This window comes from Oligoflexus sp. (genome assembly GCF_035638955.1).
Lineage (GTDB): Bacteria > Bdellovibrionota_B > Oligoflexia > Oligoflexales > Oligoflexaceae > Oligoflexus.
Genome location: NZ_DASQYZ010000044.1, coordinates 25,334 through 37,632, shown reverse-complemented (window position 1 = coordinate 37,632; position 12,299 = coordinate 25,334). Strand labels below are relative to the sequence as shown.

Below are 12,299 nucleotides of genomic sequence, written 5' to 3'. Positions count from 1 at the left end.
ACCGTCAGGAATTCCTTGAGCTGATTGGTCAGGTGAGCGATCAGGTCGCCCTGGGCCTTGGCCCCATTGATGCCAAATTCAGTCAGCTTTTTGGAAAGGTCAGTGGCCTGCTCGCGATCCAGGGAGCTGATAATCGCACTGTACTGTCGGGTCAGATCCGCCGCGCTGCGTTCATTCTCGGCATCACCCTTGATGCTGATGCCAGTGGCGATCTTACGTTTATGAAGACGATCGAAGGTTCGCGCCACGATAACCTTCAAAAAGTTTTCCCGGGCGCGATGGGCCAGCAAAATACCCCTCTGCCCCGGCGGAAGATTCTCGCCTTCCACCATGCGAAACTTGGGGAAGTTCTTTTGATAAATGCTGATATCCGTGCCGATGTACCCCAGGTAGATGGGCGTCTTTTCACCGGACAGCGGTGCAATTTTGGTTTCCAAAAACTGCAGCTTGGTCTCATCGATAGTGGTGAGCGTATCGAGGAAACCAGGAGCCTGAGCCTTGGCAATATCGGCTTCATGCTCTTCCACGGTCTTGATATCCGCCACCAGCTTTTTCTGCTCGGCCGCTTCCTTCTTCAGCTGCTCCAGCTGAAACCGCACGGCATCGAGCCTGGTTTTGATCACGACCGGGTCCTGACTTTTCAGAGCCGCCCGCAGATCATCAATGCTGGCATCCATTTCATTGCCACGGCCCAGCATCGACATATCCTGTCCCATCGGGACAAAGGCTTCAACGTTGGGATTCTGCATGGCGATATCACGATAGGTCACGATATCCGGCAACTCGCCGATATCCGCGCGCCCCATAAAACCGCCACCGAACAAGGCCAGATCATCCTTGGCTTTGTCCGAATAGATCTGCAGATGGCCGGCGATACTGCCGATGATGCTTTCCCGCATCGAACCTTCCACATCGCGGAGCAGGGAAAAACCGATGACCCCGAGAAAGGTGCCCAGACAAAGCAGGATCCCGATCACCAGGGTTTTGACTCGATAGAGCCAAAGATTGCGAAATGCCAATTTCATGATCAACTTGATCATATCGAAGAGTCTCATATCCAAAGCCTCCTTCCTTCGGTTTCAGGACTTGACGACTTCACCGTCCTTGAGCCGAACGACGCGGCTGGCGTGCTGCATCACCTGCGGATCGTGGGTTGAAAATATGAAAGTGGTCTTATGGGTGCTGTTGATTTCTTTCATCAGGTTGATGATTTTTTCGCCAGTTGCCGAATCGAGGTTGGCGGTGGGTTCATCAGCCAGAACAATGCGGGGTGACGTCACCAGAGCCCGGGCGATCGCAACCCTTTGCCTTTGGCCGCCGGATAGCTCGTTGGATTTTTGTTTTGCCTGGTCTTTGAGCCCGACCTCCTCAACCAGCTCATCGATGATGCGCGCGCGATCCTTCGGGGTAAAGCCGCCATGAATCAGCAAGGGGAATTCAATATTCTGATAGACCGTGAGAACCGGAATGAGGTTGAAACTCTGGAAGATAAAACCCAGCTTCTCCAAACGCAGCCGGGTCAGATCCTTGTCTGACAGCTTGGAGATCGGCTGATTCTCGATATAGACCTCGCCCGAGGTCGGTGTGTCCATACAGCCGATGAGGTTCAGCAAAGTGGACTTCCCACAGCCCGAAGGCCCGGCAATGGTCGTGAATTCACCCTCTTCAATATTCAAATTGATATTTTTGAGAGCTCTCACTTCAGTCTTGCCAAGCGGATAGACTTTCGAAACGGATTCGATACGAATGGCTTGCGTCATGGTTGTCCCATTTCCTCCAGAGAATTCCGGTCGGATAAACATGCGATATGGTCGCGCAAGCCAGCGAAATTGGCAAGGATTATCTTGGTGCTGGAGGACGACTTATCAGTCCTTCATGAGAATGCGAATGCCTTCGAGTTCAGGCGGGGTGGCGCCAGGGCTGATAAAGAGCCAACGTAGCAGTTGAAGATAGAAACCGAACAGTGGCAAACGATCGGCCACTTCCTGCCGAACGCGCTCCCGCTTCTCTTTAAAGGCGGCATGGCTCTCGCTGGTCAGAAGTTCCTGCTCACGCAGATACACGTCCAGGGTTTGGACCTGGATTTCAAAGGTTTTGTTCCACCAGGAATACACAGCCTTGATGGCTTGCCATCCGCTTTGCTTCTGCTGGGATTCACCGACATGGTTTTTGATCTCAATTCTCTTGAGCCGCTGCGTCGATGGTTCATGCGCGACGCCATGCAAAGCCAGAGTTTCGCTGTTCCAACTGGCTGCTTCCAGCCCATCGAGCACATCCTGGATGCAGTGGACGTCATCCACCACGATCTTAATACCAAATATATCTTTGATGAAGTAGCTCAGCTCGCGCAGTTTCTTATCCTGATTGACGAGCTTATCCAGTTCGAAAATTTCATCGACCACCTTGGACCAGATCTGCTCCTCGGCTTTGATGCGGGAGATCATTTTGTTGATGCCAAAGGCGTTGCGGCAGAGGGGTTGGTATTCCACAACGTTGGCAATCAGCCGGGGACGTTCCCAACCCTCGGGACCGGCATAGCGGAGTTTTTCCAGTAGCCAGTTGCCAAGGTCAAGGTCGGTACGGCCATAGACTTCGGATTTTTGGATATCCTGGATGAGCTTCAAGCGTTGTTGGGTGCCGGGCATTTGCGCGATCACCACGCTTTTCATCTGCATGTCGCTGGTCAGGAGGTTATCGCCTAGCAGACCGCACAGCCGATGCAGCTTCTCTTCACCCTTGCAGATCATGCGCGTATACGCCCGCCGTACGTCCTCGAGCCGCGAGCGCGACACGATCAGCTCCTGGCCACCCAGACCTTCGCGCAGAAAACGATCTTTTTTATCTTTCAGATAGCAGACGAATTCATTCAGGACTGGCTCCTGGGTCACCAGCCAAAGCGTGGAATCAGGATAGTGATGCACATCGTCATTGAATGAAATATCCAAGTCGACATCCGGGCTTTGTGTTGATTTTAATTAACACTCATGCAGGTGCTTACATCGTCACCGCGCGCCATGCAATAGGCAAAGGTCACGGATGGCTGGCTGGGGGCCGAACATTCATGGAAACTACGTCCGGTTGTCATGCAAAGCCCATAGCCTACGGTCGCATTCTGTACATAATTACAGTCTGTCACGTCCCGGCCCGCGGCCATGCAAAGACCAAAGCCCACACTAGCCTGTTTTGGCAGATCGCATTCCGCAGGAATCCGACCACCCAGAATGCAAAGCGACCAGCCTACGCTGGGGTTTAACTTTTTCTGGCAGATGCTGTTGTACGTTCCCCCGTGCATGCAGACGGCTCGTGCAAACTTGGGGTTATCATGTCTTTCCAAGGAATTCACAAAACCCAGGGGCGGCAACTGGCCCTGTTTGAGTTCGATCACGCGTTGCATAAATGGGGATGTCATGCGTTGAGCCAGCGCATTTTCGGAAGCAAGAAGGCTCACGACAAGGATGATCCAAAGTTTGAAGAGTCTGTTCATAATCCACCTCGGCAAATAACCCAGCGAAACAGCAAGGAGTACCTTTCCTGAAGCAAGTCCAATGCCGATCTTAAGTCGCTGAAAGGATTGAAAAGCATGAAGGAAATATGCTTACTTTTTGGGCATATCTGTCAAGCGTTGGATCACTAAGCTATCGTATTAGGAGGTTCTTCAAGGAGGCACTATGCAGCAGGACGCGCAGCCCAGCCGGCTCTATTGGAAGATGTTAGCGACGACTCTGCATAAGCAAGGTCGTTACGCCGAGGCTTTAAAAATTTACCGCCAGGCGATCCTGACCAATCCCACCGATGCCGATCTCAGCTTTAACCTGGGCAACCTGCTTCGCACCATCGGCCAGAATGAAAAAGCCGTTGGTGTCTATGAGCATGCCCACCGTTTGAATCCCAAGGATCCCGATATCCTGATCAACCTTGCGCCGCTCTATCGATCAAGTCAAAAGCTGGATAAAGCCCGCCAGTGCTACGAGAAAATTCTGGAGATCGATCCTGAAAACGTCACGGCTCTTTATTTCATGGCCGCACTCGATGGCAACACACCGACCCGCGCACCCTCAGAATATATCGTGGAACTTTTCGATCAGTATGCGCCCACCTATGATCAGCATATGAATCAGGTTTTGAAATATCGGGCTCCGGAATGTCTCCGCAATCTTCTGATGAACTACGGCCCAGCCCGGCAACGCCGTTTCACAACCTGTGATCTAGGCTGTGGAACCGGGCGCAGCATGGAAGCCTTTGGCCATCTGGTGAATGAAGTGGATGGTTATGACCTTTCGCCTGTGATGCTGCAGCGGGCGGCGGAAAAAAATATCTACCGTCAACTCATTGCCGGTGATTGCATCGAAACATTGGCCGCCAGCGCCTCTTCTTACGACCTGTTCGTGGCCGCGGACCTTGTCCCTTACATCGGTGCCCTCGATCCCCTGTTCGCTGCCATTCGGGAAAAAGCCAAAACTTCGGCTTTTTTGCTCTTCAGTACCGAATTTCAGGATGGAGGCGAATCCCCGCGACTCCTGCTCACCGGGCGTTACCAGCACAGTCTTGCCTACATACAATCCCGTCTTCAGGTCCATAACATGAAGCTGCGTGCCTTTCAGGTCGAGGCTTTGCGGATGCAAGCCGACCAACCGATTCGGGGTGGGCTTTACCTGATCGAGCTGTGAGAACCTGGACAGCGCAGCCATTATGACGATATAATGGAAGCAAACTCATTCTTTGCTTGGACGGGAGATAGACTATGTTTGCACGGCCCATCGCTTTGGCCTTTTTCAGTATTTTGTTGTGGCAAACGCCGGCCCAAGCGGGCGTACGTGAATGGCAAAATATGGGCTGGGAAAAGATTAATGAGGAGGAAGGCATTACCGTCTTCCGCAAGTCGTTTCCCGATAGTGCCGTCAAGGGCGTGGGCGGTGAAGCGATGATTGATGCGTCCATCGGCAAGATCCTGTGGGTCCTTATGGATAACGAACACAAGGGTGATTGGGTGGATAAATTCAAAAGCACCCGCACCATTGAAACACCGAATGATCTTTCCAATATTCAATATGCTGCTTTCTCGATGCCTTTCCCCGTCACCAATCGCGACTTTGTTTACCGCTATGATTTCTCGGTGGATCAAGCCATGAATGCGGTGATCGTGGATGTGAAATCAGTGGAGCATCCCAAGGCTCCTGCATCGGATACCATTGGCGTGCGCGGTGCCGTCATCCATGGACGCTATGTGCTGCTGCCCAAAGGCCCCAATCAAACTTTTGTGAAAGCCGAATATCTCGCCGATCCCAAGGGCATCCTGCCGACCTGGGTCGTGAACATCGTGCAAAAAAACTGGCCCTTCAAGACGCTGATGGGCCTGCGCAAGCAAGTGAAGAAATCCTTTGTGAAAGAGTGGGACGTTTACACCAAGGTGATGAAGCCCAAGATGAAAGTCGCCCACTGAAGTCAGGGAAGCTTAGCTTCCCTTCCCTCCTCCCCCAGAACACCCCAGACATTATCCACGACAATTTTACAAATCGTGCCGGTTTCCTTAAATTTATGATGAAGACGCTTGATTCCTCCGCGCAACGGGGTTAGAGCTGGCTGAAAGATTCATCAGGCAGGAGACTCGGCGTGTTCAATCCGAAATCAAGACGTGATTTTATTAAGCTTTCGGCCTACGGCCTTGGTACAGCCATCCTCTCTTTTGGTATATCAGGTTGCGACGATAACCTGAGTGAAGGGATTCTCTTCAGTCATGGCGTGGCCAGCGGTGATCCCCTGCAGGATCGCGTGATCCTCTGGACCCGGGCGCTGCCCCAGGATGTGAGCAAGACCCCAACGGTACGGATCAGTTGGGAAGTCGCCCTTGATCCTGGGTTTGCCGCCTTGGTGAATGCGGGCACGGCCGAGACCTCCGCCGAGCGTGATTTCACGGTCAAGATCGATGCCGCAGGCCTGCAAAGTGGGACGCGCTACTATTATCGATTCCGCTCCAAGGATCTTGCATCTCCTGTTGGCAAAACGCGCACGCTGGTCGGTGACGATGCCGAGCAGGTCAGACTCGCCGTTGTCTCCTGCTCCAATTTTCCAGCTGGCCGTTTTCACGTTTACAAGGAAATTTCCAAGTTAACGGATATCGATGCCGTCGTGCATCTCGGTGATTATCTTTATGAATACCAGAGAGGCGGCTACGCATCCGCCCAGGCGGCCGCGCTAGGTCGCGAGGTTCTGCCGGCTCATGAAATTCTGACTTTGGCGGATTACCGGACTCGTTATGCGCAGTATCGGAGTGACGCGGACCTTCAAGCTCTGCATCAAAATCATCCTTTTATTGCCGTCTGGGATGATCATGAAGTGGCGAACAATTCCTGGCGTGAAGGCGCCATCAATCACCAGGCTGAGGAAGGCGTTTTTGAGTTCAGAAAGCTCCAGGCGCTGCAGGCTTATAGCGAATGGATTCCCGTTCGTCCTCAAGCCCCCGATGATAATACGATCATCTACCGCAGCTTTAAGTTTGGCCGACTGGTGGCTCTGCACATGCTCGATACGCGCCTTGCCGGTCGTGATCAGCCGCTTCTGTATCCAGATTACTTTCAAGCCGATGAGTTTGATGGAATCCAGCTTCAAGCGGATATCACCGATCCTGACCGCAGCCTTCTCGGACCCGTGCAACGTGAATGGATCGAAGGTCAGATCGCTCAGGCGGATACGCAGTGGCAGGTGCTGGGGCAACAGGTCCTGATGGGCCGCATGTATCTGCCAGGCGCCTTGTCCACGCAGCAGATTTCACTGGCTGGATTTTCACGCCTCGTAAAATTGGCAACGATGGCCGCGCAGGGCGTCGAGCTTTCCGTGGCGGATGCGGAATATCTTGCAGCCAACAGGAAACTGCTGAGTTTTCCCGCTTTGCCTTATAACCTGGATGCCTGGGATGCTTTTGAAGCCGAGCGCCAAAACATTTTGCAAGCAGCCAAGGCCTCGGCAAGCAATCTGATTGTGCTGGCCGGTGACTCGCATAATGCATGGGCTAATGATTTGGTGGATGCGAGCCAGGAACCGTGTGGCGTTGAGTTCGCGACGCCGTCGGTGACCTCACCTGGTCTCGAGGTTATTTTGGGGATTCCCAAGGAAGCTGTCGTTGCTACCGAGCAGCAGGTGCTGAGTCTTATCAAAAATCTGCGCTACACCAACATCAATGATCGTGGCTATATGATCACCAGTTTTACAGAGTCAGAAGCCACCGCGGAGTATTTCTTCGTGAGCGGAATTCTTGATGAGACGTATACCATGCTGCCCCAACGCTCGAAAAAATTAACCGTCAAACACGGCGAGAGGCGCATCCATCAGGGTGTCTGACCCAAAAAAAATGCGGGACGCAAAGTATGCGTCCCGCCCAAGAACTTACATGAACAAAGTACGCTCAATCATGGTTTCAAAATTGGTTCTCTCCGCATCGGCATAGGCTACACGGAAACGCCGAATTTGATCCTCATGCCCACCCAAGAAGGCTTGAAAACCTCGGGCCCGGCGATCCACTTCCAAAATCACATCCATATCCTGTGGACGGTTGACAAACGTCACCTCCACTTCGTTAAAGCGACCGGCATAGTTGCTGCCAGGCCGAAATTCAATCTCTTGAAAGAAGGGCAAACGCGCGCCCGTGATCTGACCATATTCGACATCGACTTTGGTCAGCCTAAAACCCATACGGGCCATGGCATCCAGCACAAGCTGCTGGGCCGGAAGCGGACTCACTCGCACGGGGTCCCGATCACCCGAATCCACCGCATTGGCCAGATGAACGTGGGTCCTTAAAAAGATCGAGACCGGCATATCCTGCTGATAGAGATAATTCAAGGGTATATCCCAGGGAACACGAACCTCAAACGGAATTTCCAAAGTCTGGCCGGCTCGAATTTGAAAAGCCGAAGCCACAGTTTCAGCACCGATCACCACACTAAGCTGCGTTTCTCCATCATTCACTTCCCGCTTGGCATAGGTCTCCAAGGCAATGTCGATTCGCTCAATCGCCTGATCCACCGCACCACCGAGCAGGTTAACCGTGCCTCGGAGCATCCCACCCGGCGAGAGGTTGGGGTTGGAAATTTTTGTATCGACCTTGGCACCACCGATACCAACAGAAGCCAGAATTCGGCCAAAGACCATGATGAGTTCCTCCAGATGTGTGTGATAGGTCCCGTTACCTCACTCAATAAACAATGTTTCGATTCATAAAGCAAAGCGATTGATTTGAAGTGAAACTTCGTTTTTTACAATATTAGATTATGGCGCGCTTGGTCCATTTTACTGCGAACATTCAGTGCTTTTTGAAATTTGTTAATATCACGGCTCTTTGGCTTCATGTCATGGGTGCGCTTAAGGGTGGACTTGATAATCGCCGTGCACCGAGTCTGTTTGATGAATCTTGTCGATTGAAAGCAAAGTTCAATTATAACGAGCTGAAACATCGCTTCAAAAGTCAAACTGGACAATCCGAGGAGGAGTTGCGGGGAACCCCTCACTAGCAGGCTGATTCAATTTCTTTTTGGAAGAAAATCAAGGGCATGCTCGCATGGGGCAGCCATGTAGGAAAAACACCTTGCTAAAACACCCTATATCAAGGTCAAAAAAGCTCGATAGTCGAGTTTCAGTATGCAGCGGGTCCTTCTGGCGTTCGTGCCTAACATGCTTGACGATCAACCTTGCCTTATTTCGGTGTTAGAAATAATGGTCTTAACTTAACAATCTCTGTACATCATGAAAATGTAGTACGCTGTCTGCGTTTGGGTCCCTTCTCGCAAAACTGGGTTCGCAGGTCGTACCAGCGCAGGCTCTTCCACACCTCGATTGTTTTTCGCAGCAGGGCAGCACTGGATTGAAAAGAAGAATTCCAATCAAAGTCCTTGTAAGCGAACGCTTGCATTGTTGCGCTTGGTTCAGGACAGCTTGCCATACTGGAATTGGTGGTTGAGATTTCAGGCCTTTTAATCCTTAAATAGTTCACTAGAATTAGAGTCGATATATTTTAAGGCGATGCAATCACACACTTTAAGGCTGCATTTACAATGAAGAAAATGTTTATTCCTTCCTCTTTTGATCAGTTAAAAGCCTACATGAAATCTCTTCTCTTATCTTTATTTCCTTCTAACGCAAGGCTTACCAGCGATCACTATGTAAGATCCCTTCCTTCGGTCCAGAATGCGGTCGATTTGTTTAAAGGGGATTGGTGGTCCAAGCTGCCTTTGCCGAATATAGTAGCGGGGGAAGTTCCTTTATTTGAAGATAGTCGCATTCAGTGGGCCATCAAAACAATGCAAGGTCTAGACGGCAAAAAGATTCTTGAAGTTGGTCCTCTGGAAGGGGGGCATTCCTATATGATGGAGGCCGCCGGTGCTTCTTCTATTACAGCCATAGAAATGAATCGAGCTTGTTATCTAAGATGTCTCATTACCAAAGAAATTTTAAGCCTCAAAAAAGTCAATTTTTTATGCGGTGATATCCTTCCCTATTTGCGTTCAAAACCCGGTAATTATGATGTTGTTTTTGCTTTGGGCGTTCTTTATCACATGATCAACCCCGTTGAGTTTATTGAATTGGTGTCTGGGGTCAGCGATAAAATAGTCCTTTGGACTCACTACTATGAAAAGAAATCCATTGAGTCCGATCCCAAGCTTCGCCGGCATTTCAGTACGTTAACAAAATCAAACTGGAAGGGCTACGAGCATACCTTGTGCCGGCAAGACTATTTTAGCTCGATTTTTGAAAGTCGATTCTGTGGCGGAACTGCCAATTACAGCAATTGGATTCTCCGAGACGACCTCATCGGTGCCTTAAAATTCTTTGGCTTCACCAAGATTGAAATAGGCTTCGATGCAGCAGTTGGACCTGCAGGACCCAACATCTGTGTTCTAGCAAGCAAAGAATGACGACTAACAACTAAATGGTTGAAAGACTTATCGAATTTTTCCTAAGTGGCGGGTCCTTCCGCTGCTTCCCCTGCTGGTGGTTGACGATCAACCTTTGCTGTTATAACACGATAAAAATTTTTTTGAGTCACCGTCACCAGTGCCAGTTTTATATCTCAATCGCCTCAATGGCTATGCCGTGGCCTCTTTGAATGAATCTGAACAAACAGTGAAAGCTGTTGCGTTTGGTGAATGCGGGCATGAAAAGCTACAAATTTTGCTTATAGCTACAGGTTTCACCAAGTCGGGCAGGCTGGGACTTCGTGTCTTCGATACGGTCTCCCTTGGCAGTAACATTGCCTAGGGAGGAGCCTGAAGACACGAGAATATTGAACCTAATAACAACAAAGGGAATCAGGCAACTGATCGTGAAGCATCCGCTTCGATTACCAGTCCGAAGCTGACCACGAGCTACACGGTCAGACCTGGCTGGCAAATTTTCGGCAGCGGCGGCCAGAGTTTTCATAGTAACGATGCCCGTGGCGTGACCTCGCAGGAATCAGCCGCCCCTGGTGTGGTCCCCGTACGTGGCTATGAAATCGGGAGCAGCTATGAAGCCGAGGATTGGGCCCGTATGTCGCTTGCAGTCTGGCGTTTGCATGTGGATTCAGAACTCGTCTTCATCGGTGACGCGGGGACAACAGAAGCTTCGCGGGCGAGTCGCCGTGAAGGCATTGACTGGATGCTGCAAATTTCACCCGCACCAATTTTCCATGCGGATCTGGAGCTATCGTGGGCTCGAGCGCGTTTCGCATCCGATCCGGAACAGGAGGGCGATCAGGTGGAAGGTCATCTGCCTTTTGTTGCGATGTTTGGTGTGGGCAGTCAGTTCAATCCATCTTGGTCCACGGCGGCTCGATTCCGATACTTTGGCGAACGTCCGTTGACGGCCGATGGCAGTCGGACGTCACAACCCACCAGCATTCTGAATCTGCATCTGGCCTACGAAACAGGTCATTGGGATTGGGCCGTCGATGCCCTAAATGCTCTAAACAGCCATGATCACGATATCGACTATTATTACGAATCGCAGCTGGCGACTGAAACCGATCCCGTTGCCGACCTGCATTATCATCCCGTGGAACCAACGTCCATTCGAGTGACCGTGGGCCGCAGATTCTAATGCGGGTTGGCCGTGTCCAAGGCCAAAGGTAATGCCTCGGGTGTTTCGAAGTTGGCGACACTGACCCCGAGGAGCCGCACTTTTCTTTTTCCAGCTTCCGTTTGCTGCAAAAGCTCACAGGCGATGTCTTCAATCACGGCCGATTCATCGGTGGGAGAGGGCACGGAGCGACTGCGGGTCACCTGATTGAAGTCGGCATATTTGCATTTGACGGTAATGGTTTTGCCACGCAGCCCGCGACGTTGCAAGGCTTCCGCCACGGACACAGCCAGCGCCCGTAATTCCTTGATCAGAACATCAAGATCAAGGACGTCAGTAGCAAAGGTATCCTCCTTGCCCAGGGATTTTCGTTCCCGTTCGACTTCCACAGGACGATCATCAAGACCCTGGGAACGCTCCCATATCCAGCGTCCCATGCTACCCAGGACCTCTTCCAATTCGGCTGGATCACGCCGCCAGACATCACGACAATACACAAGGCCTGCCTGCTGCAAACGTTTTTCACTGGCGGGGCCGATGCCGTGAATACGCCGCAGCGGAAGATTTTCCATGAATCGTCGAGCCTGTTCGGGAAGGATGACCGTCAAACCACGGGGTTTATTGATATCCGAAGCAATCTTGGCCAGGAGTTTATTCGGTGCCACACCCGCCGATCCGGTGAGTTGCAGCTCATCATAAATTTGATCCTGAATCAGCTTCGCCAGTTTGGTGGCATAGAGTCCGCGTTCATTGTGCGTCACATCCAGATAGGCTTCATCCAGGGAAAGAGGTTCAATAAGGGACGTGTATTGCCCAAAGATGGCCCGGATTTGCTGGGAGACGGCGTGATATTTATGAAAATTCGGGGACATGAAGATCGCATCGGGGCACAGCCGCGCCGCCTGGGAACAAGGCATGGCCGACTTTACGCCGAATTTTCGCGCGGCATAGCTGGCGGTGCAAACCACAGCTCGCGATTGAGGGGAGCCGCCGATAACCAAAGGTTTATCCTTTAAACTTGGGTCATCACGGACTTCAATCGACGCGTAAAACGCGTCCATATCAAAGTGGATAATCTTGCGTTCCAGCAAGGATGGGTGCACGTTTGCCATGACATGAGTCCCCGGATTCATTTCCATAAAAATGTCTTGCTAGTACCCACAACTTTCACGTCATCGCACGCCGTACTTATGCATAAAGTTCGCGATTGCCTGCTGGACCACAGAAAAATTGGCAAGTATTCTTCGTTCCCA

At 51.3% G+C, this 12,299-nt stretch carries 11 protein-coding genes; 5 read left to right on the top strand and 6 right to left on the bottom strand.

Annotated features, from left to right (window positions below; all coding sequences use genetic code 11):
- The 4 genes from VE954_RS04345 to VE954_RS04330 form a co-directional block, all read right to left on the bottom strand.
- Positions 1 to 1,055 (bottom strand): hypothetical protein (locus VE954_RS04345; protein WP_324950039.1); only part of this gene is annotated, 1,055 nt, incomplete at its 3' end.
- 24 nt (positions 1,056 to 1,079) lie between these two features.
- Positions 1,080 to 1,760: an ABC transporter ATP-binding protein gene (locus VE954_RS04340; protein ID WP_324950037.1), complete on the bottom strand. Its 681-nt coding sequence runs from the start codon at positions 1,758 to 1,760 to the stop codon at positions 1,080 to 1,082.
- Between the two features lie 105 nt (positions 1,761 to 1,865).
- Positions 1,866 to 2,945: a hypothetical protein gene (locus tag VE954_RS04335; protein ID WP_324950035.1), complete on the bottom strand. Its 1,080-nt coding sequence runs from the start codon at positions 2,943 to 2,945 to the stop codon at positions 1,866 to 1,868.
- A 26-nt stretch (positions 2,946 to 2,971) separates the two neighbouring features.
- The gene (locus VE954_RS04330; RefSeq protein ID WP_324950032.1) at positions 2,972 to 3,484 is read right to left on the bottom strand and encodes a hypothetical protein; all 513 of its coding nucleotides are present in this window, start codon (positions 3,482 to 3,484) and stop codon (positions 2,972 to 2,974) included.
- Between the two features lie 184 nt (positions 3,485 to 3,668).
- Between VE954_RS04330 and VE954_RS04325 the strand changes: the two genes are divergently transcribed.
- From VE954_RS04325 to VE954_RS04315, 3 genes are all read left to right on the top strand, one after another.
- Positions 3,669 to 4,667: a class I SAM-dependent DNA methyltransferase gene (locus VE954_RS04325; protein WP_324950029.1), complete on the top strand. Its 999-nt coding sequence runs from the start codon at positions 3,669 to 3,671 to the stop codon at positions 4,665 to 4,667.
- Positions 4,668 to 4,741: 74 nt separating this feature from the next.
- The gene (locus VE954_RS04320; RefSeq protein WP_324950027.1) at positions 4,742 to 5,440 is read left to right on the top strand and encodes an START domain-containing protein; all 699 of its coding nucleotides are present in this window, start codon (positions 4,742 to 4,744) and stop codon (positions 5,438 to 5,440) included.
- Between the two features lie 170 nt (positions 5,441 to 5,610).
- Entirely contained in the window at positions 5,611 to 7,335 is a 1,725-nt protein-coding gene (locus VE954_RS04315) for an alkaline phosphatase D family protein (protein WP_324950025.1), read from the top strand.
- A 45-nt stretch (positions 7,336 to 7,380) separates the two neighbouring features.
- On the opposite strand, the gene VE954_RS04310 is transcribed toward VE954_RS04315, so the two are convergent.
- Positions 7,381 to 8,145 carry a sporulation protein gene (locus tag VE954_RS04310; protein WP_324950023.1) on the bottom strand — a complete coding sequence of 255 codons (765 nt, stop codon included), beginning with the start codon at positions 8,143 to 8,145 and terminating at the stop codon, positions 7,381 to 7,383.
- Between the two features lie 899 nt (positions 8,146 to 9,044).
- Here VE954_RS04310 and VE954_RS04305 point away from each other — a divergent pair.
- Entirely contained in the window at positions 9,045 to 9,905 is an 861-nt protein-coding gene (locus VE954_RS04305) for a class I SAM-dependent methyltransferase (RefSeq protein WP_324950021.1), read from the top strand.
- Between the two features lie 367 nt (positions 9,906 to 10,272).
- Positions 10,273 to 11,067 (top strand): TonB-dependent receptor domain-containing protein, encoded by a 795-nt coding sequence (locus VE954_RS04300; protein ID WP_324950041.1) that lies wholly within the window; start codon positions 10,273 to 10,275, stop codon positions 11,065 to 11,067.
- Here VE954_RS04300 and dinB read toward each other — a convergent pair.
- The gene (gene dinB, locus VE954_RS04295) at positions 11,064 to 12,158 is read right to left on the bottom strand and encodes a DNA polymerase IV (RefSeq protein WP_324950018.1); all 1,095 of its coding nucleotides are present in this window, start codon (positions 12,156 to 12,158) and stop codon (positions 11,064 to 11,066) included. The two genes, VE954_RS04300 and dinB, sit on opposite strands and share 4 nt — an antisense overlap.
- Positions 12,159 to 12,299 lie beyond the last annotated feature (141 nt).

Bases quoted from the DNA above. Each gene is read 5' to 3' on its own strand.
- VE954_RS04340 (WP_324950037.1), bottom strand. From the start codon at position 1,760: ATGACGCAAGCCATTCGTATCGAATCCGTTTCGAAAGTCTATCCGCTT.
- VE954_RS04310 (WP_324950023.1), bottom strand. From the start codon at position 8,145: ATGGTCTTTGGCCGAATTCTGGCTTCTGTTGGTATCGGTGGTGCCAAG.
- dinB (WP_324950018.1), bottom strand. From the start codon at position 12,158: ATGGCAAACGTGCACCCATCCTTGCTGGAACGCAAGATTATCCACTTT.
- VE954_RS04330 (WP_324950032.1), bottom strand. From the start codon at position 3,484: ATGAACAGACTCTTCAAACTTTGGATCATCCTTGTCGTGAGCCTTCTT.
- VE954_RS04320 (WP_324950027.1), top strand. From the start codon at position 4,742: ATGTTTGCACGGCCCATCGCTTTGGCCTTTTTCAGTATTTTGTTGTGG.
- VE954_RS04305 (WP_324950021.1), top strand. From the start codon at position 9,045: ATGAAGAAAATGTTTATTCCTTCCTCTTTTGATCAGTTAAAAGCCTAC.
- VE954_RS04325 (WP_324950029.1), top strand. From the start codon at position 3,669: ATGCAGCAGGACGCGCAGCCCAGCCGGCTCTATTGGAAGATGTTAGCG.